The sequence below is a fragment of the Streptomyces sp. NPDC001153 genome (genome assembly GCF_053598315.1).
Window position 1 is genome coordinate 71638 of the sequence record NZ_JBSFJZ010000013.1, and the last position, 24529, is coordinate 96166.

The 24529-nt window shown below is 72.8% G+C and carries 24 protein-coding genes; 19 read left to right on the forward strand and 5 right to left on the reverse strand.

Features of this window, described 5'->3' with window-relative positions; genetic code table 11:
- The first annotated feature begins 19 nt into the window (after positions 1-19).
- Positions 20-493, forward strand: coding sequence for a C40 family peptidase (locus ACWDEN_RS16905; RefSeq protein ID WP_351607846.1), 474 nt, complete (start codon positions 20-22; stop codon positions 491-493).
- A 114-nt stretch (positions 494-607) separates the two neighbouring features.
- On the opposite strand, the gene ACWDEN_RS16910 is transcribed toward ACWDEN_RS16905, so the two are convergent.
- The gene (locus ACWDEN_RS16910) at positions 608-1270 is read right to left on the reverse strand and encodes a LysE family translocator (protein WP_450859522.1); all 663 of its coding nucleotides are present in this window, start codon (positions 1268-1270) and stop codon (positions 608-610) included.
- Between ACWDEN_RS16910 and ACWDEN_RS16915 the strand changes: the two genes are divergently transcribed.
- Positions 1269-2201: a LysR family transcriptional regulator gene (locus ACWDEN_RS16915; RefSeq protein WP_450859523.1), complete on the forward strand. Its 933-nt coding sequence runs from the start codon at positions 1269-1271 to the stop codon at positions 2199-2201. The genes ACWDEN_RS16910 and ACWDEN_RS16915 overlap by 2 nt on opposite strands.
- A gap of 947 nt (positions 2202-3148) precedes the next feature.
- On the opposite strand, the gene ACWDEN_RS16920 is transcribed toward ACWDEN_RS16915, so the two are convergent.
- Positions 3149-3607 (reverse strand): ATP-binding protein, encoded by a 459-nt coding sequence (locus ACWDEN_RS16920; RefSeq protein ID WP_351607849.1) that lies wholly within the window; start codon positions 3605-3607, stop codon positions 3149-3151.
- Positions 3608-3820: 213 nt separating this feature from the next.
- Between ACWDEN_RS16920 and ACWDEN_RS16925 the strand changes: the two genes are divergently transcribed.
- Both ACWDEN_RS16925 and ACWDEN_RS16930 read left to right on the forward strand, forming a co-directional pair.
- Positions 3821-4681: a helix-turn-helix domain-containing protein gene (locus ACWDEN_RS16925; RefSeq protein WP_351607851.1), complete on the forward strand. Its 861-nt coding sequence runs from the start codon at positions 3821-3823 to the stop codon at positions 4679-4681.
- 9 nt (positions 4682-4690) lie between these two features.
- Positions 4691-4912 carry a DUF397 domain-containing protein gene (locus ACWDEN_RS16930; protein ID WP_351607854.1) on the forward strand — a complete coding sequence of 74 codons (222 nt, stop codon included), beginning with the start codon at positions 4691-4693 and terminating at the stop codon, positions 4910-4912.
- A 42-nt stretch (positions 4913-4954) separates the two neighbouring features.
- Here ACWDEN_RS16930 and ACWDEN_RS16935 read toward each other — a convergent pair whose 3' ends face one another.
- Complete coding sequence (locus tag ACWDEN_RS16935; RefSeq protein WP_450859524.1) at positions 4955-6082, reverse strand: 8-amino-7-oxononanoate synthase; 1128 nt, start codon at positions 6080-6082, stop codon at positions 4955-4957.
- Positions 6083-6229: 147 nt separating this feature from the next.
- On the opposite strand from ACWDEN_RS16935, the gene bioB reads away from it, so the two are divergent.
- The 5 genes from bioB to ACWDEN_RS16960 all read left to right on the forward strand — a co-directional run bounded on the left by bioB (position 6230) and on the right by ACWDEN_RS16960 (position 10664).
- Positions 6230-7429, forward strand: coding sequence for a biotin synthase BioB (gene bioB, locus ACWDEN_RS16940; RefSeq protein ID WP_351607860.1), 1200 nt, complete (start codon positions 6230-6232; stop codon positions 7427-7429).
- A complete protein-coding gene (locus ACWDEN_RS16945; protein ID WP_351607863.1) occupies positions 7422-8711 on the forward strand; it encodes an adenosylmethionine--8-amino-7-oxononanoate transaminase in 1290 nt (429 codons plus the stop codon). The genes bioB and ACWDEN_RS16945 overlap by 8 nt, the downstream gene beginning before the upstream one ends.
- Position 8712: 1 nt before the next feature.
- Positions 8713-9429: a dethiobiotin synthase gene (bioD, locus tag ACWDEN_RS16950; RefSeq protein ID WP_351607866.1), complete on the forward strand. Its 717-nt coding sequence runs from the start codon at positions 8713-8715 to the stop codon at positions 9427-9429.
- 100 nt (positions 9430-9529) lie between these two features.
- Entirely contained in the window at positions 9530-9883 is a 354-nt protein-coding gene (locus tag ACWDEN_RS16955; RefSeq protein ID WP_450859525.1) for a VOC family protein, read from the forward strand.
- 91 nt (positions 9884-9974) lie between these two features.
- Positions 9975-10664, forward strand: coding sequence for a class I SAM-dependent methyltransferase (locus ACWDEN_RS16960; protein WP_351607871.1), 690 nt, complete (start codon positions 9975-9977; stop codon positions 10662-10664).
- On the opposite strand, the gene ACWDEN_RS16965 is transcribed toward ACWDEN_RS16960, so the two are convergent.
- Positions 10665-11039 (reverse strand): fic family toxin-antitoxin system, toxin component, encoded by a 375-nt coding sequence (locus tag ACWDEN_RS16965; protein WP_351607872.1) that lies wholly within the window; start codon positions 11037-11039, stop codon positions 10665-10667.
- Positions 11040-11043: 4 nt separating this feature from the next.
- Entirely contained in the window at positions 11044-11283 is a 240-nt protein-coding gene (locus ACWDEN_RS16970) for a toxin-antitoxin system HicB family antitoxin (RefSeq protein WP_351607875.1), read from the reverse strand.
- Between the two features lie 117 nt (positions 11284-11400).
- On the opposite strand from ACWDEN_RS16970, the gene ACWDEN_RS16975 reads away from it, so the two are divergent.
- The 10 genes from ACWDEN_RS16975 (at position 11401) to ACWDEN_RS17020 (ending at position 24447) form a co-directional block, all read left to right on the forward strand.
- Entirely contained in the window at positions 11401-12207 is an 807-nt protein-coding gene (locus tag ACWDEN_RS16975; protein ID WP_450859526.1) for an ABC transporter ATP-binding protein, read from the forward strand.
- Positions 12208-12211: 4 nt separating this feature from the next.
- Positions 12212-14782: an ABC transporter permease gene (locus tag ACWDEN_RS16980; RefSeq protein ID WP_450859527.1), complete on the forward strand. Its 2571-nt coding sequence runs from the start codon at positions 12212-12214 to the stop codon at positions 14780-14782.
- 89 nt (positions 14783-14871) lie between these two features.
- On the forward strand, positions 14872-15312 hold the full coding sequence (locus tag ACWDEN_RS16985; protein WP_351607882.1) for a GNAT family N-acetyltransferase: 441 nt from the start codon (positions 14872-14874) through the stop codon (positions 15310-15312).
- A 277-nt stretch (positions 15313-15589) separates the two neighbouring features.
- Complete coding sequence (locus ACWDEN_RS16990) at positions 15590-16288, forward strand: sigma-70 family RNA polymerase sigma factor (RefSeq protein ID WP_450859528.1); 699 nt, start codon at positions 15590-15592, stop codon at positions 16286-16288.
- Between the two features lie 134 nt (positions 16289-16422).
- Positions 16423-17190 carry a hypothetical protein gene (locus ACWDEN_RS16995; RefSeq protein ID WP_450859529.1) on the forward strand — a complete coding sequence of 256 codons (768 nt, stop codon included), beginning with the start codon at positions 16423-16425 and terminating at the stop codon, positions 17188-17190.
- Positions 17187-17762: a hypothetical protein gene (locus ACWDEN_RS17000; protein WP_351613345.1), complete on the forward strand. Its 576-nt coding sequence runs from the start codon at positions 17187-17189 to the stop codon at positions 17760-17762. Before ACWDEN_RS16995 ends, ACWDEN_RS17000 begins: the two co-directional genes overlap by 4 nt.
- Positions 17752-19323 carry a hypothetical protein gene (locus ACWDEN_RS17005; protein ID WP_450859530.1) on the forward strand — a complete coding sequence of 524 codons (1572 nt, stop codon included), beginning with the start codon at positions 17752-17754 and terminating at the stop codon, positions 19321-19323. Before ACWDEN_RS17000 ends, ACWDEN_RS17005 begins: the two co-directional genes overlap by 11 nt.
- A 107-nt stretch (positions 19324-19430) precedes the next feature.
- Positions 19431-21476: a dynamin family protein gene (locus tag ACWDEN_RS17010; RefSeq protein WP_450859531.1), complete on the forward strand. Its 2046-nt coding sequence runs from the start codon at positions 19431-19433 to the stop codon at positions 21474-21476.
- Between the two features lie 5 nt (positions 21477-21481).
- Positions 21482-23218 carry a dynamin family protein gene (locus ACWDEN_RS17015; RefSeq protein ID WP_450859532.1) on the forward strand — a complete coding sequence of 579 codons (1737 nt, stop codon included), beginning with the start codon at positions 21482-21484 and terminating at the stop codon, positions 23216-23218.
- Positions 23215-24447, forward strand: a complete 1233-nt coding sequence (locus ACWDEN_RS17020) for a hypothetical protein (RefSeq protein ID WP_450859533.1) — start codon at positions 23215-23217, stop codon at positions 24445-24447. Before ACWDEN_RS17015 ends, ACWDEN_RS17020 begins: the two co-directional genes overlap by 4 nt.
- Positions 24448-24529: the final 82 nt, after the last annotated feature.

Consider the following 24529-nt stretch of genomic DNA (forward strand, 5'->3'; position numbering starts at 1 on the left):
GGCTGACGAAGGGTTGCGCATGACTGCGCCTAATCGTGTCCCGTCGCTCATGGCCCGGGCCGGCACGGCCTCGGCCCTCACCCTCGCCGCCGTCGGCGGCTCGATCGCGGTACCCGGTCTCGCCACCGATGCCTCGGCCGCGACGCTCGCGACAAAAGCACTGCAGGTCGCGGCCTCCAAGGAGGGGTCCCCGTACCAGTACGGGGCCACCGGGCCGCGCAGGTTCGACTGCTCGGGGCTGACGCTCTACTCGTTCAAGAAGGCGGGCAAGACCCTGCCGCGTACCGCCGCCCAGCAGTACAACAAGACGCACCACATTTCCGCCGGCCAACGCAAGGCCGGTGACCTGGTGTTCTTCCACTCGGGTTCCTACGTCTACCACGTCGGCATCTACGCCGGGCACGGAAAGCTCTGGCACGCGCCGAGGACCGGGGACGTGGTGCGGCTCCAGAAGATCTGGACCAACAGCGTCTGGTACGGCCGGGTGAGCTGACCCGGTCCGCTACGGCAGGCAGGCAGGCCGGCCGGTCTGCCTGATGGCCGGCTGACCTGCTTGCTGGAACAGGTCGGCTGACTCGCCTGCCGGGACAGGCCGGCTGACTCACCGTCAGCGCAGGAGCGGCTCCAGCAGCAGGGCCGCTCCCAGTACCGTCAGAGCCACCCCGGTGCCCGCCTGGAGCCCACGGGCGGCCCGGGGCCGGCGCAGCCATCTGCCCAGCCGGTCGACCAGCAGCGCGACCACCTGGAACCACACCAGTGCCAGCGCGCACACGATGAGCGCGAGCAGCAGTGTCCGGGGCAGCACGGGACTGCCGACGGGCACGAACTGCGGCAGCAGGCTGAGGAAGGTCAGCGAGGCCTTCGGATTGAGGACGTTGGTGACGAAGCCCTGCCGGAGGGGGTGCGTCGGCTCGGCCGCCCTCTCCTCGGCCGCCCTCTCCTCGGCCGCCCTCTCCTCGGCCAGCCTCTCCTCGGGCGCCTGGACGACCCCGCGCAGTGACCACAGCCTGCGCACCCCGAGCTGCAGCACATAGGCGCCGCCCAGCAGCTGCAACGCCCGGAACGGTGCGGGCACGGCCACCGGCACGGCCGCGACACCGGCCACCGCCAGGGTGGTGTGCACCAGGAGTCCGCCCGCGATGCCGAGTGCGCAGACCGCGCCGGCCCGGCGCGAGACCAACGCGTTGCGTACGACCACGGTGAAGTCGGCGCCCGGCATGGCGACCAGTCCGGCGGCGATCCCGGTGAAGGCGATGAGCTGTCCGTCCATGCGCCAGACTGCCCCGGCCAAGCCACTGGCCGTGGTGGTGGCCGTCGCGGAGGCCGGCTCCATCACCCGGGCCGCCGACCGGCTCGGCTACACGCCGCCCGCCCTCTCCCAGCAATTGGCCGAACCGGAGCGGGAGGCCGGTACCGCACTGCTGGTCCGGCACCATCGCGGGGCCCGGCTGACCGAGGCGGGCGAGATGCTCGTGGCACGGGCCCGCCGGGTGCTGGACGAACTGGAGCGGGCCCGGCACGAGCTGGCCCGGCTGACCGGCCTCACCGGCGGCGCCCTGCGGCTCGGCACCTTCCCGACCGCCGGGGTGCATCTGCTGCCGCCGGCGCTGAGCGCGTTCCGCCGGGCGCATCCGGACGTGACACTGTCGGTCGCGGACTACGACCCGCCGACCGGGGTCACAGCCGTGGCGGCCGGCGAGGTGGACCTGGCCCTGACCCACACCTACCACCCGGCCGAGCCCTCCCCCGTACCGTCGTCGGTGCGTCTGGAGCCGGTCCTGGTGGAGGAACTGGTGCTGGTGACCGCGCCCGGACACGCCCTGAGCAGCACCTCGTCCCGGCTGCCCCTGGCGGAGCCGGCCGGCCGGCCACTGATCAGCACGGCCCCGCACCATCCGGCCCGCCGGGAGATCGAGGCCCAACTGTCCGACGCGGGCGCCACACCGGCCCTGCTGGTACCCACCCCCGGATACGCCGTGGTCTGCGCCCTCGTCAGCGCCGGGCTCGGGGTGACCGTCGTCCCCGAGATGGTGGCTCGCACGGCATCCACACCGGTCGGAGTACGCCCGTTGGAAGCGGGCCGCCTGCACCGCACCATCTCGGTGGCCTACCGCCCCGACGAGTCCACACCGGCGGCGGACGCCTTCCGCGCCCCGCTACGGGGGGCCTTCGGCCGGGCGGGACGGTCACCGGGGGCTTGAGCGCCCAGGCAGCCAGGGGCTCATGGCGTCCCACGACGGGTTTGCGTCCGGCTGGCGCGGCCCTGGGTGGCTTGATCTGCGCCAAGTCGGCCGACCCCGGGGTCTTGAGCGCGGCCACGGAGTCGGCCACTTTCCGGGCGACGAGGGGCTGAGGGCGTCAGGTGCCGGGGCTGGGCCAGTAGGTGAGGGGCGGGGCCGACGCGACTCGGGTACTTCGGGGGTGGGCGAGGCGGCCGCAGCCGAGGAGGTGCAGCGGTGCCGGGACTTCCGCGGTTCGCCCGGCGCGGCCGGCTGGAGCGGTCGCGAGGCGGCGCTCGGACGGCGTGGCGACCCGCGGCTCCCGGATGACCGCTCCGCCGGGCCGCCGGCCACAGCAGGGCCAGGTCCGGGACAGGCGGCCTCGGAGCGATTCGGCCACGCCGGCTCCCAGCCCGCCGCCACCACGCGCCCCGTCATCCCCCGCGGCCCAGCCCCCTCCGGCCCCTGGCCGCCCACGAGCCAGTCGCACCCACACCCCTCAGCCCCGTCACCCCCGCCCGACGCCCCCAACCCCGCTCCATAGCCCACCGCCCCCGACGACCCACCCAGCCCGTCATCCCCGACGACCCAGCCGCTCCGGCCCCTCGCCGCCCACGAGCTCATCGCACCCACCCACACACACCCGCACCCGACCTCCCGCCCCGTCACCCCCGCCCGACGCCCCCCGCTCCATAGCCCACCGTCCCCGACCCGTTGCTCCCAGCCCGTCGCCACCACCCGGCCCGTCATCCCGGACGCCCCGGAGACCCAGCCCCCTCCGGCTCCTCGCCGCCCAAGGTCTCGTCGCACCCACACCCCTCGCTCCCGCCTCCTTCGCCGCCCCGAGCTCTTCCGCGCCCCCGAGCTCCCGACCTGGCTCGAAGTGGCCCGGAGAGAGCACTCTCCCCACCGCACCCCCGCTGAGAGGGCTACGGTTCCTGTGGGACCGCTGCCGGGACCGGCTCGGGCGGGAGGATCCACGGGAGTTCGATGGAGACCGTCTTGCCACCCTCGCGGGTCGGGCGGACCCGGAGTTTGCCGCCGCACTCCGCGGTGAGCCAGCGGATGATGACCATGCCGCGGCCGTTGTCCTGCTGGACGGCGGCGGGCAGTCTCTTCGGAAAGCGCGGATGACTGTCCGTGACGCCGATGCGCAGATGTTCGTCACGGTCCAGCGCGATGTCGACCGTGAAGGTGGGTGACTGACCGAAGGTGTGCTGTACGGCGTTCGTGGCGAGTTCGGAGACGATGAGCCGCACGGTGTCGGCCACGTCGGTGTCCGACGGCAGGCCCCACTCCGCGAGCGTGCCCACGACATACGTGCGGGCGGCGGAGACCGAGGCGGGATCGCTCGGCAGAGTGACGGATGCTTCCAGATGGTCTGCCATGGCGAGGTCGTCCCTTTCCGGCGGGACCGCAGTCCGACACGGAGCCGGATGGTCGAGTACGGTCCCGGACTGGTGCTCGCTCGTCAGACTGCCATCACGGGACCGGTCACGGGGAGCGATCCACCAGGATATGCATATATCTGTCGCCCAAAGCGGTGAACTCTACGACGAGAGACCGTATTTGGGCGGCCCGGAAGGAGTAAGGAGGAGCCCATGCAGAACGGGCCGGCAGTGCGCCGTCGCAAACTGGGCGCCGAACTGCGCACGCTGCGTACCGGCGCTGGGCTCACGAGCGGTGAGGCGGCCCGGCTGGTCGGCTGGCACCAGTCGAAGGTCAGCCGTATCGAGACCGGTGCCAGCGGTGTGAAGCCGGCCGATGTGCGGTTACTCCTCGACGCCTACGAGGTGCGGGACGGGCAACTGCGCGAGTTGCTGCTGATGCTGGCGGGTTCCGAGGAGACGGGCGACCGGCACTGCTGGTGGCACGCCTATCGCGGGGTGCTGCCGCCCACGTACCGGGACTTCATCAGCCTGGAGTCGCAGGCGAGCACGATGCGCACCCTGGAGACCACGGTCGTACCCGGCCTGCTGCAGACGCCCGAGTACGCCCGCGCGGTGACCCGGGCGGCCGTGAAGGACCTGGACGAGGACGGCCTGGACGCGCTGGTGGAGGTGCGCCTGGCCAGGCAGGACGTGCTTCGCGTCGACCCGCCGCTGGAGCTGAGCGCGGTGCTGGACGAGGCGGTGCTGCGGCGCGAGGTCGGCGGCCCCGAGGTGATGGCCCGGCAGCTGGAGCGGCTGACGGAGGCGGCCCGGCTGCCCCAAGTCCGGATCCAGGTACTGCCGTTCACCGCGGGAGCGCATGTCGGCCTCACCGGGCCTTTCGTTATCTTCTCATTTCCGAGCACTTCTGATCTGGACGTGGTTGTTCTCGACCAGTTGACGAGTAGCCTCTACCTGGAGCGGAAAGAAGACCTCATGGCCTACTCGGAGGCCTTCGACACCCTTCGGATGCACGCCCTCTCACCCGAGGACACGTTGGACTACATCGCCGGGATAGGTGACGGCGCGTAAGGAGGCACCATGCCAGCACTGCCTCGGAACGTCCCTGCCAGTACCGACCTGCACGACGTGCGCTGGCTGCGCAGCAGCTACAGCACGGGAGCCAACAACTGCGTGGAGACGGCCCGGCCGCGCTCCGGCCCGGGGGCCGGGCTGCTCGCCGTGCGCGACTCGAAGAACCCGGCCGGACCCGCGCTGCTCGTCTCCGCCGAGAGCTGGGCCGGTTTCCTCACCGCCCTCTGACCGAAGACGACCGGGCGCGAAGCACGGCCGTGTCACGCCGACTCATGGTCGCGTTTCGCCGATCACACGTACAGCGCGTTCGATCTCGGCCCCGGACAGGTCCGCGCGGGCGGTCAGCCGCAGCCGTGAGATGCCGTCGGGCACGGAAGGAGGACGGAAACAGCCCACGGCCAGCCCCGCGGTACGGCAGTCGGCCGCCCAGCGCACCGCCTGTTCCGGGGACGGAGCCCGCACGGAGACCACCGCCGCGTCCGGACGCACTGCGTCCAGACCCGCGGCCGTCAGCCGTGCGTGCAGGTCCGCGGCCACCCCACGGGCACGCGCCGCGCGCTCCGGTTCGCGCAGGAGCAGCCGCAGTGCGGCGAGCGCCGCGCCGGCCGCCGCCGGGGCCAGCCCCGTGTCGAAGATGAAGGTCCGGGCCGCGTTGACCAGATGGTCGATCACCCGCGCCGGGCCGAGCACCACTCCGCCCTGGCTGCCCAGCGACTTGGACAGGGTGGCCGTGGCCACCACGTCCGCCGCGCCCGAGAGACCGGCGGCGTGCGGTGCGCCCCGGCCGCCGTCGCCCAGCACCCCGAGCCCGTGCGCGTCGTCCAGGACCAGTCCCGCGCCGCGCTCCCGGCACGCCTCGGCCAGCTCGGCCAGCGGGGCCTTGTCCCCGTCGACGGAGAACACGGTGTCGGACACGACGATCGCCGGCCCCTGATGGCCGGCCAGAGCCTTGCGCACCGCCTCGGGGTCGGCGTGCCCCACGACCTGCCGCGCGCCCCGGGCGAGCCGGCAGCCGTCGATGAGGGAGGCGTGGTTGCCGGCGTCGGAGACGATCAGCGAGCCGTGCGGGCCGAGCGCGGTGACCGCGGCCAGGTTGGCTGCGTAGCCGGAGGAGAAGACCAGCGCCGCCTCGAAGCCGCAGAAGGCGGCCAGCTCGCGCTCCAGCTCGGTGTGGAGCTCGGTGGTGCCGGTGACGAGCCGGGAGCCGGTCGAGCCGCCGCCCCAGGTCCGGGCGGCCCGGGCGGCCCCCTCGGTGACCTCGGGGTGGTGGGCGAGGCCCAGGTAGTCGTTGCCGGCCAGGTCCAGCAGGGGTGAGACGGCGGGGCGTGGGCGCAGGGTGCGTACGAGTCCGGCGCGGCGGCGCGCCTCGGCCTGGTCGTCGATCCAGCCGAACGCCATGGGTCCTCCGGGGCTTTTGTAGGTAGCGGACAGACCCTAGCGGCACGACCAGCCGCCCAGGGTGTGGCAATACCCACACGGTGAACCGTCTCCGTTGTGCAAACTCTCCTTGGCCCGGGGCGGTCCCGTAGGACAGGATCGGACCTCATGGACCTGCTGAACACGCTGGTGGACAAGGGGCTTCGGCGCGAGCTGCCGACCCGCGAGGAAGCGCTCGCCGTTCTGGCCACCTCCGACGACGACGTACTCGATGTGGTGGCCGCGGCCGGAAAGGTGCGCCGGCACTGGTTCGGGCGACGCGTGAAACTCAACTATCTGGTGAACCTCAAGTCGGGCCTGTGCCCGGAGGACTGCTCCTACTGTTCCCAGCGGCTCGGCTCGAAGGCCGGCATCCTGAAGTACACCTGGCTCAAGCCCGACGAGGCCTCCCGGGCGGCCGCCGCGGGCCTCGCGGGAGGCGCCAAGCGGGTCTGTCTGGTGGCCAGCGGGCGCGGTCCGACGGACCGGGACGTGGACCGGGTCTCGGAGACCATCCGGACCATCAAGGAGGAGAACGAGCACGTCGAGGTGTGCGCCTGCCTCGGGCTGCTCTCCGACGGCCAGGCCGAGCGGCTGCGCGAGGCGGGCGCGGACGCCTACAACCACAACCTCAACACGTCCGAGGGGACGTACGCGGACATCACGACCACGCACACGTACGCCGACCGGGTGGACACGGTGCAGAAGGCGCACGCGGCCGGTCTGTCCGCCTGTTCCGGTCTGATCGCGGGCATGGGCGAGAGTGACGAGGACCTGGTCGACGTGGTCTTCTCGCTGCGCGAACTGGATCCGGACTCGGTGCCGGTGAACTTCCTCATCCCGTTCGAGGGCACTCCGCTGGCCAAGGAGTGGAACCTCACCCCGCAGCGCTGTCTGCGGATCCTCGCGATGGTCCGGTTCGTCTGCCCGGACGTGGAGGTCCGTATCGCGGGCGGCCGTGAGGTCCACCTGCGCACGATGCAGCCCCTCGCGCTGCACCTCGCCAACTCCATCTTCCTCGGCGACTACCTGACCAGCGAGGGCCAGGCCGGCAAGGCCGACCTGGAGATGATCGCGGACGCCGGGTTCGAGGTGGAGGGCGCCGGCGAGGTGACGCTGCCGGAGCACCGGGTCGAGGCCGCGGCCGGCTGCGGATCGGTCTGCGGCTCGCACGAGGGCTGCGGCTCGCACGAGGGCACGGACGCGTGCGGTCACGAGGGCGGGGACGTGTGCGGCACGGCGGCCGCGCCCGTCGCGCAGGAGCCGCGCACCGACCTCGTGGCCGTGCGTCGCCGGGGCGCCGGAACGGACCTCGCGCCCAATGCCTGAGCTGCCCGGCCTGAGCGTGCCCGAGCTGCTGGAGCTGGACCGACGGCATGTGTGGCATCCGTACGGCCCGATGCCCGGACGCGCCGAACCGCTCGTCGTGGAGTCGGCGAGCGGGGTCCGGCTGCGGCTCGCCGACGGCTCGGGCGAGTTGGTGGACGGCATGTCCTCCTGGTGGTCGGCGATCCACGGCTACAACCACCCGGTCCTCAACGAGGCGGCGCACGACCAGCTCGGACGGATGAGCCATGTGATGTTCGGCGGGCTCACGCACGAGCCCGCCGTACGGCTGGCGAAGCATCTTGTCGACATGTCACCAAAGGGTCTGGAGCACGTCTTCCTGGCCGACTCCGGTTCGGTGTCGGTCGAGGTCGCGGTGAAGATGTGCCTGCAGTACTGGCGCTCGCTCGGCCGGCCCGGCAAGCAGCGGCTGCTGACCTGGCGGGGCGGCTACCACGGCGACACCTGGAACCCGATGTCCGTGTGCGACCCCGAGGGCGGGATGCACGCGCTGTGGTCGGGCGTACTGCAGCGTCAGGTCTTCGCGGACGCGCCGCCGACGGAGTACGAGGAGTCGTACGCGGAGCATCTGCGCGAACTGATCGCCCGGCACTCGGACGAGCTGGCCGCGGTGATCGTGGAGCCGGTGGTGCAGGGCGCGGGCGGGATGCGCTTCCACTCCCCCGCGTATCTCCGGGTGCTGCGCGAGGCCTGCGACGCGCACGACGTGCTGCTCGTCCTCGACGAGATCGCCACCGGCTTCGGCCGTACCGGAGCGCTGTTCGCGGCGGAGCACGCGGGCGTCACCCCGGATGTGATGTGCGTGGGCAAGGCGCTGACCGGGGGCTATCTGACGCTGGCGGCCACGCTGTGCACCGCGCGGATCGCCGACGGCATCTCGCGGGGCGAGGTGCCGGTGCTCGCGCACGGACCGACGTTCATGGGCAACCCGCTGGCGGCGGCCGTGGCCTGCGCGTCCATCGAACTCCTGCTGGGCCAGGACTGGCGGGCGGAGGTCAAGCGGATCGAGGCGGGCCTGTGGGAAGGCCTCACGCCTGCTCGTGAGCTGCCGGGCGTCCGCGATGTCCGCGTCCTCGGGGCGATCGGTGTCGTCCAGCTCGACCACGAGGTGGACATGGCCGCGGCCACCGCGGCCGCCGTCCGGGAGGGCGTCTGGCTGCGCCCCTTCCGCGACCTGGTCTACACGATGCCGCCGTACATCTCCTCGGACGAGGACGTGGCGAGGATCGCGCGTGCGGTGTGCGCCGCGGCGCGGGAGGGATGACATGCCGGTACTGGTGATCACGGGCACGGGCACGGAGGTCGGCAAGACCGTCACCACCGCCGCCGTCGCCGCCGCGGCGCTCGCGGCCGGGCGCTCGGTGGCCGTGCTGAAGGCCGCACAGACGGGTGTACGGCCGGACGAGCGCGGGGACGCCGACGAGGTCGCGCGGCTCGCGGGGCCGGTCACGACCGCCGAACTGGCCCGCTACCCCGAGCCGTTGGCGCCGGGCACGGCGGCCCGGCGGGCGGGCATGGCCCCCGTCCACCCGCACGAGGTGGCCGAGCGGGCGGCCAAGCTGGCCACCGAGCACGATCTGGTGCTGGTCGAGGGGGCGGGCGGGCTGCTCGTCCGCTTCGACGCGGCCGGCGGCACTCTGGCCGACGCTGCCGGGCTGCTCGGCGCACCGGTGCTGGTGGTCGCCCAGGCGGGCCTGGGCACCCTCAACACCACCGAGCTGACGGCACTCGAACTACGGCGCCGGAACCTGGAGTTGGCCGGTGTGGTGATCGGCAGCTGGCCCGACTCCCCCGACCTCGCCACCCGCTGCAACGTGACGGACCTGCCGGAGGTCGCCGGAGCCCCCCTCCTCGGCGCGATCCCCGCCGGGGCCGGTGCGCTGCCACCGCTCGCCTTCCGCGGGACGGCCCCCGAGTGGCTGGGTCCCCGCCTGGACGGCACATGGGACGCGGAGGCGTTCCGGGTGCGGGTGGCAGCGTAGACCGGGCCGGTGTACGGGGCCGGTGCCGGGCAGCACCGGATCCCGGCCCGTCCCCCGCCTCCGGCCGACCGCCGGATCGGTGTCCTGGCAAGATGGCGGCATGGAACGTGTGCTTGGAATCGGCGGATACTTCATGCGGGCCGCCGACCCGGCTGCCCTGAACGCGTGGTATCGCGACTGCCTGGGCCTGGACGCCGATGAGAACGGCCTGTGGCGTCAGGGAGCCGGGCCGACGGTGTTCGCGACCTTCGAGTCCGGGACCGACTACTTCGGGTCCCGCGCCCAGCAGACCATGCTCAACTTCCGGGTCCGCGACCTGGATGCGATGCTCGCGCAATTGCGCGCCAGGGGAGCGGACGTGGCCGAAGAGACGCAGGACATGGAGGGTGTCGGCCGATTCGGCTGGGTCACCGACCCCGAGGGCAATCGGGTCGAGCTGTGGCAGCCCGCCTGACCGCGTCTTCGCGCGGGGGAACGCGCGGTGGGGGTGCGGTGGCCCTCTCCGGGGGACACTCTTCCTAGGCCGTCCGTCCGGGAGGTTCGCCATGCGGCTGCTGTCCGGCTCCGACAAGGTGGCGCGGAGCCCCGTCCACCACCCCCTGTTCGCCCGTTTCTACGCCCGGTACAGCGTGAGCGCCGAGACCCGGATGGGCATGGCCGGAATACGGGAGCGGCTGCTCGCCGGGCTGTCCGGGCGGGTGATCGAGATCGGCGCGGGCAACGGACTGAACTTCGCGCACTACCCGGGCACCGTCGCCGAGGTCGTCGCGATCGAACCGGAGCCGCTGCTGCGGCAGTTGGCGCTGGAGTCGGCCCTGCGCGCCCAGGTCCCGGTCGACGTGGTGCCGGGCGCGGCGGAGGCGCTGCCGGTCAAGAGCGAGGCCTTCGACGCGGCCGTGCTGTCCCTGGTGCTGTGCAGCGTGCGGGATGTGACCCGAGCGCTGGGCGAGGTACGACGGGTGCTCAAACCCGGCGGTCAGGTGCGGTTCTTCGAGCACGGCCAGGGCGGCGGCCGCCTGATGACGCTGACCCAGGCCACCTTGGACCGGACGGTGTGGCCCACCCTGACCGGCGGCTGCCATCTGGCCCGGCAGCCGGTGGCCGCGCTGCGCGAGGCCGGGTTCACGCTCGGCCCGCAGCGGCAGGTGCTGATGCCGGAGAACGGCCCGGCACTGCCGTCCTCGTACTGCGCGCTCGGGGTCGCCTGGCGGCCGGACGAGCCGGACGCGCGCTGATCACAGACTCCAGCGGCGCAGCTCGCGCGCGATGTCGTCCACGCCGGGCGCGCCCTGCTTCACCAGCCGGGCGAGGTCCCGCACCTGCTCGGGTGAGGTGGCCACCTTCTCGCCGCTGGCGACCAGGTAGGCGTAGGCGACCGCCGAGGCGAACAGCGCGTTGGAGCGCTCCAGCGCCGGCAGGTGGATCAGCAGTTGGAGCAGGGAGGCGGCGCGGGTGTGCGGGTCGTCGTAGACGGGCACGCCGAATATCTCGGCACGGTGCCGGGCGACGGCGGCGACCAGCGCGCCCCAGTCGGTGACCTGCGGGTCCCCGGGCGTCTTCTGTTCGGCGAGCATGAGGAGCCAGGCGAGGTCGATGCTGAGCTCGTTCAAGGGATCAGCGGCCGTCCCCGGCCCCGGTGCCGCGGGTCTCGGTGAACTCCTCGGCGAACACGGACTCGTACTGCTTCATGAAGTCGGCGGCGGCCTCGACGAACGTACGGCCGGCCTCGCCGGTGTCCTGTCTGACCAGTTCTTCGATATAGCGGTTGACGCTGATACCGCGGGCCAGGGCGCGTTCGCGGGCCGCTCGGGCGGTGCCCTCGTCCACGCGCACGTTCAGCTGGGTCTTCGCCATGCCTCGACGCTAGCGCCGCCGTGCTAGCAAAGCAAGGGCGCACCGAATCGGTGCGCCGGGCCGGCTTGTCGCCTACGCTCGCCCGGGACGGGCGGTTCAGGCGACCGGGAGGCGGCCTTGTCCACACCAGCAGCGCAGCACGCGCCGGACGGCGCCGTCGCGGCCCGCGCCCGCGGACTGACCAAGGCGTACGGCTCCGGCGAGACGGCCGTCATCGCCCTGGACTCGGTGGACGTCGGCATAGCGCGCGGCCGATTCACCGCCGTGATGGGGCCCTCGGGGTCCGGGAAGTCCACGCTGATGCACTGTCTGGCGGGGCTCGACACCGTGTCGGCGGGCCAGGTGTGGCTGGGCGACACCGAGATCACCGGGCTGCGGGAACGCGAGCTGACCCGGCTCAGGCGGGACCGGGTCGGGTTCATGTTCCAGTCGTTCAACCTCATTCCGACGCTGACGGCCGCCGAGAACATCACCCTGCCCATGGACATCGCGGGCCGCAAACCCGACCCGCGCTGGCTGGACCAGGTCATCGACACGCTCGGCCTGCGCGACCGCCTCACACACCGGCCCGCCCAGCTCTCCGGCGGCCAGCAGCAGCGGGTGGCGTGCGCGCGGGCGCTGGCCTCCCGGCCGGAGCTGATCTTCGCCGACGAGCCGACCGGCAACCTCGACTCGCGAGCCGGACTCGAGGTGCTGGGCTTCCTGCGCGAGGCGGTGGACGATCTGGGGCAGACGGTGGTCATGGTCACCCACGACCCCGGCGCCGCCGCCCACTCCGATCTGGTGCTCTTCCTCGCCGACGGGCGCATCGTGGACGACATGGAACGGCCGACGGCGGACGCCGTACTGGAACGCATGAAACGGTTCGACGTGGTCCGGGGCCGGCTCGGCGACGGCTACGACGACACCGCCCGAGAGGACTGACCGGGTGCTCAAGGCGACCCTGAGGAGCTTCCTCGCGCACAAGGGGCGGCTCGCGCTGTCCGCGCTGGCCGTGATCCTGTCCGTGGCGTTCGTCGCGGGCAGTCTGATCTTCTCCGACACCGTCACGCGCACGTTCGACCGGCTGTTCGCCTCCACCGCCGCCGATGTGACGGTCCAGCCGAAACAGCTGGACCTGAGGTCGGCCCGGGTGAGCGGTTCGGTGCAGACGCTGCCGGCCGCGCTGCGGGACCGCGTGGCGAGGGTCGACGGGGTCGCGGCGGCCCGCGCCGAGGTGTCGGTGCAGAACGCCGTCGTGGTCGACGGCCGCAACCGGTCCGTCGGCCCGACCACCGGCGCGCCGACCATCGCGCTGGCCTGGTACGTCACCCAGCGCAGCCCGGTGAGACTCACCTCCGGGCACGCCCCGCACGGGGCGGGTGAGGCGCTGCTGGACGCCGACACGGCACGCAAGAAGCACGTACGGATCGGCGACACGCTGAGTGTGGAGGCCCAGCCGGGCACGTTCCGGGTGCGGGTCGTCGGCATCGCCACGTTCACCACCACCAACCCCGGCGCGGCCCTGGTCTTCCTGGACCCGGCCGTGGCGGGCCGCGAACTGCTCGGTTCCGCCGCGAAGGCGACCAGCATCGCGGTGGACGCGGCCAAGGGCGTGTCCGACGCCGAGCTCAAACGGCGAGTCGGCCGGGCGATCGACACCGGCACCTACGACCTGAAGACCGCGAACGAGCAGGCCAAGTCGGCGGCGGCCAGCCTCGGCACGTTCCTGGACGTGATCAAGTACGTGATGCTCGGCTTCGCGGGTGTCGCCCTCCTCGTCGGCGTGTTCCTCATCGTCAACACCTTCTCCATGCTGATCGCCCAGCGCACCCGCGAACTGGGCCTGCTGCGGGCGCTCGGCGCGGACCGGCGGCAGGTGCGGCGCTCGGTGCTCACCGAGGCGATGCTGCTCGGGCTGGTCGGTTCCACGCTCGGCCTCGCGGCCGGGATCGGGCTGGCGCTGGGGCTGATCCGGCTGATGAGCGCGTTCGGGATGAACCTGAAGGCCACGGAGATGGTCATCGGCTGGGGCACGCCCGTCGCGGCGTACGTCGTCGGTGTCGGCGTGACGTTCGTGGCCGCCTATCTGCCCGCGCGGCGCGCGGCAGCCGTCTCGCCGATGGCGGCACTCGTGGATGCCGAGGTCGCGGGTGTCGGAAAGCCGCTGCGGACGCGGGCGATCGTGGGTGCCGTGATCGGGGTGGTCGGCGCCGCGGCGCTGGCCGGGTGCGCGGCGGCCACGAAGACCGCCCAGGCCGCCTCGCTGCTCGGGGTCGGCGTGGCCCTGACCCTGATCGCGACCGTGGTCGCCGGTCCGCTGCTGGTGCGGCCGGTGATCCGGGTGCTGGGCGCGGCCTTCCCCGCACTGTTCGGCCCGGTCGGCCTGATGAGCCAGCGCAACGCCCTGCGCAACCCGCGTCGTACGGGCGCCACCGCCGCCGCGCTCATGGTGGGCCTGGCTCTGGTCGGAGGGATGTCGGTGGCGAGCGCGTCGATGTCCGCGTCGTTCGACCGGCAGATCGACAAAACGCTCGGCGCCGACTTCATCGTCCAGAACAGCAACTTCACCCCGTTCACCAGACAGGTGCGGGACACCGTCGCCCGCACCCGCGGCGTCGGGCTGGTCGTGGAGCAGCGGCTCACCCAGGTCGCCGTACAACTGCCGCACGGCGGCCGGGTCACGACGGCGGCCGCCGCGTACGGCCCCCGGCTCGACGACGTCGTGCACATCACCTACGCGCGGGGCGGTTCGGCCGCGGCGCTGGCGGACGGTCACCTCGCCATGGACGCCGACTTCGCCAGGGACCACGGCGTGCGCGTCGGCAGCGTCCTCCCGGTCGAGTTCCCCGGCGGGCGGCACACCGACCTGACCGTCGCCGCGCTCACCAAGCAGGAGACGGCCGAGGGCTTCGGCGCCCAGGGCGGCCTGTACTTCGGCCTCGCCACCCTGGAGAAGTACGGGCCGCAGGCACAGGACGCCGCGCTCTACGTCAACGCGGCCACCGGAACCGCACCCCAGGACCTGCGCCCGCGACTGGAGCGGGCGCTGAGGTCGTTCCCGCAGGTCCAGGTGCGCAACCAGAGCGACTACAAGCAGCTCGTCCACGACCAGATCGCCGTCCTGCTCTACCTGGTGTACGCGCTGCTCGGGCTGGCGATCGTCATCGCCGTGCTCGGTGTGGTCAACACCCTCGCCCTGTCGGTGGTGGAGCGCACCCGTGAGATCGGGCTGCTGCGCGCGATCGGGCTGGGGAGACGGCAGTTGCGCCGGATGATCCGGCTGGAGTCGGTGGTGATCGCGGTGTTCGGCGCGGTCCTCGGGCTGGCGCTGGGGCTCGTGTGGGGCGTGTGCATGCAGCAGGTGCTGGCCCTGCGCGGGCTGACGGCGCTGGCGTTCCCCTGGAGCACGATCGTCGCCGTCGTGATCGGCTCGGCGGTGGTGGGCGTCGTGGCGGCCCTGCTGCCGGCGCTGCGCGCTTCGCGGTTGAACGTGCTGGCGGCGATCGCGCACGAGTGATGGAACCCGGTCCTGCCGAGCACGACGCCGGGCCCCGTTACAGGACAGACGGAGTTGACGTCCGAGGCGTACTCGGGTCTTCTGCTGCGATGTCTGAACTTCGTATCCAGCAGCCGGGCGATGACGTCACGCTCAGGGACTGGCAGTACGTCCACAACGCGATCATCCCCACGCACCTGCTGTCCATGGACCAGGTACGGGAACGCGCACAGCGCCACCACCTGGAGGTCGCGTACCTCGGTGACGTCCTCGTGGGCTGCAGCACGGTGCGCCCTCCGTCGAACGACACACTGACGGCCACGGTGATCGCCCGAGTGCTCGCAACTCACCGTGGGCGGGGGTTCGGTGAGGAGCTCTATGCGCGCGGGCTCAGCCGGGCACGAGAGCTGGGCGCCAAGCTGATCGAAACGGTGGTCCTTTCCTCCAACGAGGACGGTCTGCGGTTCGCACACAAGCACGGGTTCGTCGAGATCGAGCGGTACCTGCTGCCGGGGGAAACCATTCCTTGGATCGATCTGCGCCTTTCCTGACCCGAATGGCACAGGACGCCCCATCCCGCACAGAGCCACTGCCGGACTTCATTTACTGTCACCCCGCGCGAACGAATGTTCCCTTTCCCTGGATTCCGGATGGAACGCATGGTCGAGTAAGCGCGAGGTGACCTCACGTGCGCCGCCAAATTCCGGGAACAGTCCGCGGAACCATTCCTTACGCATATGCGTGTACGGCACTCTGCTGCTCGCGAGAAGGCGGGGCGCGTGGGGGTGGGCGATGCCGGCAAAGGCGGTTTCGCAGCGGGAGTTCGCCGTGGCCTGGAGTGAGGCGCGGCTGGTGGTCGGGGCGTACTGCCGCCGAGCCACACACAACAGGCAGGATGCCGAGGATCTGTTACAGCGGGTGGCTCTGCGGGCCTGGCGTGGGTATCCGGCCTTCCGGGGCGATGCCCAGTTCCTGACCTGGGTGATGGCGATAGCCCGGCGCGAGGCGGCCCGGATGGCCGGCGAGGCCGCCGCGGAGCGGGTTCGGCAGGCCGGGTGGGACGACACGGCCGCGGCACTGCTCGTCGCCGACCCGGCCACGGGTGGCGCCGACACCTCGTGGATCGGCGATGCGGTCCTGGAGGCCCGACGCGCCGGTGTGCTCGGGGAGTTGGAGTACCAGGTGGTGCGGCACCGCCTGGTCCGCCCCGATGACGGCTGGGAGCTGCTCGCCGAACGGCTCGGGGTCGGTGCCGTCAACTGCGCCGTGGCACACACCCGGGCCGTGCCCAAGCTCCGTGTGTTCCTTCTGCTGGGCCGGCCCGAGCAGTGCGGTGGGGCCGAGGCGCTCGCCGCCGCCTGCGCGGCAGCGGCCGCGCAGGCGCCCGATCCGCTGAGCCCCGCCGAGGAGGCGGCCTTCCGTGCCCTGGTACTGCGCGAGCAGCCCGGCTACCGGGCCCGAGGCTGGCGCAGCGCCCTGCGGGGCGCCTGCGGGAAGGTCGTCGCGCACCTCAGGATCCTGGAGTAGTCCGCCGCCTCGAGTTCCACAGGACGGTTCACTTCGGGGCGGGGGACGAATTTCCTGATGATTCGTCATATGTGTAAGGCGGGCTGCTCGTTCGGGTCTGAACAAGTGATTCTTCCGGCCGATGGGAGGAGCACATGGAAACGGGCATCCCGGCCCGCCTGTGGGAGGCCGACACCCCAGGTGGCCCCGAGGTGGCTTTCGTCCGAGACAGCGATGTCCCGCGCCACCTGGACACCCTGCCGGACGGCAGCGAGACGCTGGTCATCGGCGATGTGGAGGGTGCCGCCGAGTCGGGACACCGCCAGGGCCAGAACGACTACGGCTTCCTCGGCACCTGCGGGCTGTGCGCCTGCGAGGGCGTACTGCGCTGGTTCGGTGTCGAGGTCACCGAGCACGACGTGGTCGACCACGCGGTCCGCAACGGCCTGTGCCACGTCTCCGACGTCGCCGCGGAGTGCGGCGGCACCACCATGGAGCAGCAGGCCCGGATCCTCAGTGATCTCGGGGTGCCTGCGGCCGTCGTGGAGTACCGCTCCTTGGAGGAGCTCGCGATGATGCTCGAAGAGGGCCGCGCCGCGATCATCGCCGCGAACGCCGGTGTGCTGTGGAACGACGCCGACTACTGGGACTACGGGCAGGCCAACCATGCCGTGCGGGTCACCGGTGTCGCCAGGGCCCCGGCCACCGGGGGGATCCAGGGGTTCTACATCAACGACAGCGGCACCGGTCAGGACGCCCGCTTCGTCAGCGCCGCCGACCTGACGGGGGGCTGGCTGGAGGCCGGGGGGCTCGCCGTCGTCACGGATCTGGTCGGCACCGGGCGCGGTGACACGATCGGCACGGCCACGGATGTGGCGGAGACAGCAGAACAGCATCAGCGAGCGACGAGGACGACACCGTGAACAGCTCCCGCCCCGAGCAGCCGGCCGCAGGCCGTTCCACGCCGTACGGCCAGGTGCGCAAGGAGTTCACCACGCACCGGCTCACCCGTGACGAGGTGCCGGTCGGGCACACCGTCTCGCTTCCGCTGCCCACCCTCCGCTGGGCACGCCCCGGTTACGCCGCCTTCGCCGCGCCATCCCGCCGGGAGCCGGGCCGCCCGCAGATCCTCGGCGCCCCCGACCGCTGGTGGGTCATCGACGCTGAACGGCACGCCCTGCTCACCTACAACCTCACCGCCGTGGCGAGCTTCACCGGCGCCCCGCTCACCGGTCCCCTCACCCTGGCCCCCGTCGGCCGCCCGGTCGCCTCCGTACGGGAGGAACTGCGCATGTTCGACGAGGTGATGGCGCAGGCCGCCCCCCGGTTCCTGTACGGCGAGGCAGCCTCCCGCGCCGAGCGGGACGAGCTGGGTGAGCTGCTGCCGCTCGTGCTCCGCGCCGAACTGCTGCCCTGGTACGCGGCGCTCACCCCGGACTTCTTCGGCTGGCTCGGCATCGACCCGTCGCAGGAGGTGCACCCCGATGACCGATGACAAGCCCGTGCCCGCCGAGCGGATCATCGCCGACGCGCTCGCGCTGGCCCAGGAGTGCGGCTGGCGCCCCGCCGTGGAGTTCGCCGCCGCTCTGCCCGCCGCCGACGATCAGGCCGTACGGTTCTTCGCCGCCGCCGGCGACAGCGGGGCCGAGAAGCTGCGCTGCCGCCTGGCCGAACGGCCCGGCGCGGCGCAGATCAGCGTAACCCCGCTGGAGGACATCGACGCCGACGCCGGGCTCGCCCTGTACCCCAACCGCGCCCTGGCCGTGCTGCGTTGCGGTGAGCTGCTCACGCCCGCCGCCGTCGAGGCCGCCGCGGCCATTGTGCGCAGGCCCGCCGGCAGCGGCCTCGCAGTACTGAGCCACGCCGAGGTCCTGACCGGCCCCGACGACCTCGACCTCGTCCAGCGCGGCATCTGGCGCACCCTGTTCGCCGACGCACCGCTCGCCTGGGCCGGACAGGACCTCGCCGAGTACGGGGTGCTGCTGTGGGCCGATCCGTCGGCCGAGCCCGCCGCGTTCCTGGCCGCGCGACTCGCCCGCGACGCGGACCGGCTGACCACATGGTCGGACGGCCCCGGCGCGGCGGGTGCCGAGCTCCAGGCCCGCCGCGCGGCGCACCTGCTGGACCTCATGGAACACGCCGCCGACACCACCGAGCACCAGCAGCCCGCCACCGAAGCCCGAACGGCCGCCCGCCGGCTCACCCGGGCGCGCACGCAGGCCGGGGAACTGCGCCGGCGCTGGCTCAAACGGCTCGACGAGGACCGCGCCACACTGACCCGGCAACTGGAGGCCTCCCTGGACGTCTTGGAGCAGGAACTGCTCAGCGCCCTGCGCGAGGCCGCCCGGCGCCAGCCGCGCCACGCCCAGCCGGTGCGAGACCGGTTGGACCGGGAGCTGCGCAGATGGGCCGCGGCCACGAGCGAACTGGCCGCGCGCCGCACAGCCGAGCACCACCGCGACCTCGTGCGCCTCGCCGACGAGCTCGACTGGGAAGTGATCGACGGCGTCACAGAGGGCGAAACGCCCTGCAGGGAACGTCTGTTGAGCGGTGGACGCTTTGCCGTCGGCTTCGAAGGACTCGGCGCCGCGGCGCACCCCACCGCTGATCGCCCGGCTCAGGGCGGCCTTTCCGCATGGCCGTCGCGCGCCGCGGTGGGCGCCGCGATCGGTGTCGGCGCGGCCATCCTGGCGAGCGACGACCCGCAGCTCGCCCTCGCCCTCGCGCTCGGGACGGCCGGCGCGGCAGGCGGTGCGGCCAGCACCTACTTCGCGGGACAGGAGAGCGGACGGCGGGCGGCGGCCGAGGCCCGACGGGTCGTCGCCCAGCGCGTCGGAGAGATCCGTGACACCGTCCGCGACCGGCTGCGCGGCGCGGCCGAGTCGGCCCGCACGGAGGCCGCCGCCACATTCGACGCCCTCGACCGGCAACTCGCCGCCGCCGTACGCCGTGCCGAGCAGCACGCGGCCGGGGCACCCTCCGACACAGCCCTTGCGACACCACGCCAACGCCTCACCGAGCTGCGGGACCGCCTGCGGGCGGCGACCGGAACCTGAACGGGCCGGACCGCCCGTTCTTGCTCCCCTCTCCCCGGGCCCGGCCTGCTCGCTCCGCACACCGCGAGCGCCTCCGGTGCCCCGCTCACCGTGAAAGGAACGTCCCCATGCCGCAGCCAGAGGAGAGCGTCGTGCCCAAGACGCCCGCCAGGAGCACGCTCGGTGACAAACTCCGCCCCGCCGTCGAAGCCGCCCGGACCAAGGCCGGTGGCGCGATCGACGGCCTGACCGGGATCGCCCAGGCGCTCAGCATGACCGAGACGGCGGCCGGGCTGCGGGAGACCGCCCAGCAGCTGCGCGCCGACACGTTCAAGATCCTCATCATGGGCCGCTTCAAGAACGGCAAGTCGACCCTGCTCAACGCCCTGCTCGGCGGCACGACCAGGCCGGTCGAGCTGCACGGGCACCAGGGGCCCATGATCGTGGACGATCTGCCGGCGACCGCGGTCCTCACCGAGGTGCGCTACGCCGATGAGCCGTACGTGCGCGTCTGGTCGAAGGAGGGCAAGAGCGAGACCTGGACGCTCGGCCGCTATCTCAACGAGTCCGCGCTCGGCGTGGACCGGGAGGAGAACAAGGAGCGGTTCGAGGTGATACGCCAGTTCGAGATGGGTTTTCCCGCACTGCTGTGCGCCGACGGGTTCACGATCTACGACTCGCCGGGCCTGGAGGACGAGGGCGAACTCGACGTGATCACCCTGGAAGCCGTACGTCGCTGCGATGTCGCGATCGTCGTCTACAGCACCAGCGCCGCCATGGGCAAGGGCGAGCGGATGAACGCCGCCAAGGCCGTCGACGGCGGCGCCAGGGTCTTCTCGGTGGTGAACCTGTGGGACGGCCGCCCCGTCGACGAACGGCTGCGGGCGTTCATCTGGAACCGGTACGTGCACGAGGAGCTCGGCGGCCCCAAGTACACCCCCGAGCGGGACCTCACCGCACAGGGCCTCTTCTTCGTCGACGCCCGGGCCGCCCGCAAGGCCCGCTACGGAGGCGACGAGACGGACGCCGTACGCTCCGGACTCACCGACTTCGAGCAGTATCTGGGTGCCTATCTGCAGCGCGAGCGGCTCCAGATCCACCTGAGCAAGTTCGCCACCCAGGCCGGGGGCCTCGCCGACGGCATCGAACAGCACATCGGGCAGCGGCGGGCCGCGGTGGCCGCCGACCAGCAGCAGCTGCTCGCCGCGTACCAGACCGTGCAGCCGCGCCTCGACGAACTGTCCACGCGCCCCGGCAAGCTGGCCCCGGTGTTCCGGCGGGCGCGCCGCGAGGCGGAGGCGACCTTGTCCGCGAGTTTCCAGTCGCTGCACGCCCGTATCCTCCAGGACCTGCCCGGCCATCTCGAGACCGTGCAGCCGCCCACGGGCGACAATTTCCTGAAGGTCTTCCAGCAGAAGCAGCTGGTGAAGGAGCTCTACCAGGAGGTGGGCAGCTACCTCGACAACCAGGTCATGCAGTGGGCGACGGAGCAGGCGCTGGACGAGATCGGGCCGGTGCTCGAGAACCTGACCGAGGAGATCGAGGCCGAGGCGACGCTCATCAGCGCCAAACTGGAGGACATCCACCTGGAGCTGACCGGCTGGCGCCCCGAGGCCAGCGGGAAGGGTGTGGTCACCACCAAGGAGAGGCTGCTGACCGCGGTCGGCTCGGTCCTCCTCGGTGACCTCCCCAGCGCCCTCGGCGGCGGTGCGGGCGGACTGCGCGGCGCGGTGGGCGCGGCCGTCGGCGGCCTGACCGCGGGGTTCGTCCTGGCCGTGGCGGGGCTTGTGGGCACGGCGGTGTTCTGGCCGGTGGCGCTGGCGGTGGCCGCGCTGGGCAGCATCCTCGGCGGCGGTTCGGGACTGGTGAAGAGGGCCAGGAGGAAGGTGCTGGCCGACGCCGAGGCACAACTGCCGAAGATGCGGGCGGCGCTGCTCCCGAAGATCGCCGAGGAGCTGGGGCGCAACTTCGACGCGATGGAGTCGGCCGTCACCGCCGAGTTCCGCAAGGTCGTGGACGAGGAGCGGCGCAACGTCGAGGACATCATCAAGCTCAACCAGGCCGATCGCGCCGCACGCGCCAAGACCCTCACCGAGCTGGAGGCCTTCGCCGGGAAACTCGCCGAGCACCGGACGACCCTCAAAGCGGCCCTCACGGTCGCCAAACAGGGGTGAGCGCGATGACGTACCCCTGGGACGGCATCCCCACGCCCGAGCTACCCGCGGCGCTGCGGCGGCAACTCGCCGAGCAGCATGGCGAGGCGTACGCGGCCGAGGTGGAGCGGACCGTGCTCGCGGGCGTGCGGAGGGCGCAGGCGCCGGGCGCGACCGTCGTGTTCGGCGGGCACTTCAGCTGCGGCAAGTCGACGCTGCTCAACGCGCTGCTGGGCCGCGACCTCCTGCCGACCGACGATTTTCCCGAGACCGGCGTGGCCTGCCGGATCATCAGCGGTCCACGCGAGCGTGCCGTCGCCGAGACGGTCGACGGCGACGTCGAACTCGCCTTCGGGCGTGCTGCGCTCTCCGGTGTCGTCTCCCTCGTCGGCGCGGACGGCGAGTACCGCGAGGCCGTCCATGCCGTGCGTGAGGTCCGCGTGACGGTCACGGACGGCGGACCGGCCGCGCAAGGGTGCTGCTGGATCGACTCGCCCGGCATCGACGACACACCCGCCGTGCACGAGCGGGCCGTGCGGATCGCCGATACCGCCGACGCGCTGGTGTGGGTGGTGGACTCACGGCGGCCGCTGTCGGTCGGTGAGGCCGAGTTCCTGCGCGAACACCGGGAGCGCACCGGGACGGGCGCGGCGCTGTTCGTCGTCAACGCCTTTCTGCCCGAGGACACCGCGGCGGGCTGGGGGCGGTTCCTGAGCCGCGCCGACTATTTCCGCGCGCGGATCGCCGCGCTCGACGACGCGGCCGCCGAGGTCGTGTTCGTCTCGGCTCGGGCGGCATCCGGCGGCGCGGACCGCGGGCCGGACTTCGGCCTCAGCGAGGTACGTCAGCACCTGGACGCCCTCGGCCTGCGCACACACCCTCAGGTGCGTGCGGTACGACTGTGCCGAGCCGCCCTGGTGCTCGACCGGCTCGCCGACGAGACCGCGGACCGGCGCACCCGGCTGCACCGGGAGAACCGGGCGAGCGAGCGCCGCAGGGCCGAGCTGGAGCGGAAGGCGGCGACGGTACGCGCCGAACGGATGCGGGACGGGACAGCGCGGCTCATCGCGAAGTGCTTCGAGCGGCGCGGGTGCGAGGTGCGGCGGTGCGGGCCCGCAGTCGCCGCCGAAATGGGCGACAGCGGCCCCCTGTCACGCGACGGACGGTACGCCGCCTCGCTCAACCAGCGCGTCGAGAAGATCTGCGAGGCCCTCGCCGACGACCTCATGACCGCCGTCACGAAGGTGGCGCAGGAGGAGCAGCACCGCCTGCCCGGCACCGACGTACGGACCGCGCTCGGCCGCACGCTCCACCCCGGCACCCTGACCCTCAACGTGCCCGACACCCCGCTCGGTGTGGCCCGCGGGGGAGCGGGCGGGGCGCTCGGGGCCGCCCTCGGCACCCTGCTGCTGCCCGGGGTCGGCACGGTCCTCGGCGCGCTCGCCGGGTCGTTCACCGGGGCCGCATCCGCCGCCGAAGTCGCCGTGGGCCGCGACCGCGAGGGCGCGAAGGCCGACGCCCTGCGCGCGGCCGAGGACGCGGCGCGGGTCCTCGAGGCCAGAAGGCCCGCCGTGACCCGCCTGTTCACCAAGGCCTGCACCCCGTTGCCGGTGCCCGCGCCCGCCACCGACCCCGGGCCGACGGCCGCGCTCGGCCGGCTGCACGACCATCTGCGGGCGCAGGCGGAGCGGCTGACGGCAGCCGCTGCGCAGGTGCCCGCACCACGGGCCGGCGGGACGGTCGTGTCGGAGGACATGAGATGAACGGTGTGGTCGGAGTCATCGGGGTCGACCCGCAGCATCTGAGGACCACGGTGGTGCTCCGCGAGGGCGACGGGCCGGCCGCCCGGCTGGCTCCGGTCGGGGACGGCGTGCGCCGCTGTGTCCCCAACGCGGCCGACGCGGACGGGCGTTGGGGCAGCGAGGCCGCGGCGCAGCGGCTGGCCGGGGCACGGCCCACGGACGCGGACACCGAACTGTACGGGTGGCGGTGCGATGCCTGGTCCCCCGAGTTCCGGGCCGGACTCCACCGCCGCCTCACCCGCTACCTCGGGGAGGTGCCACCGGTTCCGCTGCACGGCTACCGCACCTGCGTGGCGGTCCCGCCGTCCGGCCCGGCCGAGGCGGACGAGTGCTGGCCGGAGGCCGAACCGGTCGGCCCGACGGATGCGCTGCTGTGCCGCTGGCTCGCGGGCGGCCCGGGTGCGCGGGCGGTCGTGGCTGTTGCCGTGGGGGACACGTGGAGCCTCACCGGCGCGTACCGCCTGGAGGACACAGCGGACGGGCCGCGAGTCACCCGCGTGGGCACCCTGCGGCGCGCCGACGGGACCGGCACCTGGCGCAGCGCACTGCTGCGGCGCGTGCTCGACCGCTGCCCCCCGGCCGCCCTCGGGCCGCTGGTCCTCGCGGTGCTGGACGGCGTCGAGGACTTCGCGACCGGGCTCCGGCTCGGCGACCCGGACCGCCAGGTGACCTGGGCGGGGCCGCTGGCCGACATCCTCTACACCCCCTTGAAATTGACGCCACGTCAGTTCATGGCGGGCCCCGAGACCGGGCCCGCCGTAGCCGGTCTCACCCTGGCGGTGCAGAGCGCGGTACGGGACCTCGGCGCGGGCGCCGGCGACGCGGAGGCGCCGGTGATCGTGCTCGGCGGCCCGGGTGCCGTGTGGCCGCTGCGCTTGGTGCTCTCGCCCCGCCTCGGCATCCTGTGGCAGAGCACGGATCCCTGCCTGGACCTGGCATGCGGCGCGAGCTGGTGGCCGAGCCTGCGGGGACGGTTCCGGGGGAGATCCGACGGGAGCGGACAGGCGGTGCCGGCGGCCGGTGGGGCAGGGGCGACGAGCGCTGCCGGCGGGCTCGGCACCGCCGGCGGCCCTGACGGTGCGCAGGGCATCTCCGGTCCCGGTGAATTCGTCGGCCCCGGCAGCCTTGCGGGCACCGCTTCCTGCGGCACCTCCCCGTACGACGACATCCCGCCCTGGCAACGCCCGTAGTGCGCAGGCAGCACACACTCGTGGATCCGCGCTCCTGCCTGCCGTGACCGGCGCCGCCGAACCCTTCGTCCCCGAACCCACG

Coding starts and splice junctions, on each gene's coding strand:
- ACWDEN_RS16985 (WP_351607882.1), top strand. CDS start 14,872: ATGTCTGAACTTCGTATCCAGCAGCCGGGCGATGACGTCACGCTCAGG.
- ACWDEN_RS16945 (WP_351607863.1), top strand. CDS start 7,422: ATGCCTGAGCTGCCCGGCCTGAGCGTGCCCGAGCTGCTGGAGCTGGAC.
- ACWDEN_RS16925 (WP_351607851.1), top strand. CDS start 3,821: ATGCAGAACGGGCCGGCAGTGCGCCGTCGCAAACTGGGCGCCGAACTG.
- ACWDEN_RS16935 (WP_450859524.1), bottom strand. CDS start 6,082: ATGGCGTTCGGCTGGATCGACGACCAGGCCGAGGCGCGCCGCCGCGCC.
- ACWDEN_RS16995 (WP_450859529.1), top strand. CDS start 16,423: ATGGAAACGGGCATCCCGGCCCGCCTGTGGGAGGCCGACACCCCAGGT.
- bioB (WP_351607860.1), top strand. CDS start 6,230: ATGGACCTGCTGAACACGCTGGTGGACAAGGGGCTTCGGCGCGAGCTG.
- ACWDEN_RS16910 (WP_450859522.1), bottom strand. CDS start 1,270: ATGGACGGACAGCTCATCGCCTTCACCGGGATCGCCGCCGGACTGGTC.
- ACWDEN_RS17015 (WP_450859532.1), top strand. CDS start 21,482: ATGACGTACCCCTGGGACGGCATCCCCACGCCCGAGCTACCCGCGGCG.
- ACWDEN_RS17020 (WP_450859533.1), top strand. CDS start 23,215: ATGAACGGTGTGGTCGGAGTCATCGGGGTCGACCCGCAGCATCTGAGG.
- ACWDEN_RS17010 (WP_450859531.1), top strand. CDS start 19,431: ATGCCGCAGCCAGAGGAGAGCGTCGTGCCCAAGACGCCCGCCAGGAGC.
- ACWDEN_RS16970 (WP_351607875.1), bottom strand. CDS start 11,283: ATGGCGAAGACCCAGCTGAACGTGCGCGTGGACGAGGGCACCGCCCGA.
- ACWDEN_RS16920 (WP_351607849.1), bottom strand. CDS start 3,607: ATGGCAGACCATCTGGAAGCATCCGTCACTCTGCCGAGCGATCCCGCC.
- ACWDEN_RS16955 (WP_450859525.1), top strand. CDS start 9,530: ATGGAACGTGTGCTTGGAATCGGCGGATACTTCATGCGGGCCGCCGAC.
- ACWDEN_RS16930 (WP_351607854.1), top strand. CDS start 4,691: ATGCCAGCACTGCCTCGGAACGTCCCTGCCAGTACCGACCTGCACGAC.
- ACWDEN_RS17005 (WP_450859530.1), top strand. CDS start 17,752: ATGACCGATGACAAGCCCGTGCCCGCCGAGCGGATCATCGCCGACGCG.
- ACWDEN_RS16915 (WP_450859523.1), top strand. CDS start 1,269: ATGCGCCAGACTGCCCCGGCCAAGCCACTGGCCGTGGTGGTGGCCGTC.
- ACWDEN_RS16905 (WP_351607846.1), top strand. CDS start 20: ATGACTGCGCCTAATCGTGTCCCGTCGCTCATGGCCCGGGCCGGCACG.
- bioD (WP_351607866.1), top strand. CDS start 8,713: ATGCCGGTACTGGTGATCACGGGCACGGGCACGGAGGTCGGCAAGACC.
- ACWDEN_RS16960 (WP_351607871.1), top strand. CDS start 9,975: ATGCGGCTGCTGTCCGGCTCCGACAAGGTGGCGCGGAGCCCCGTCCAC.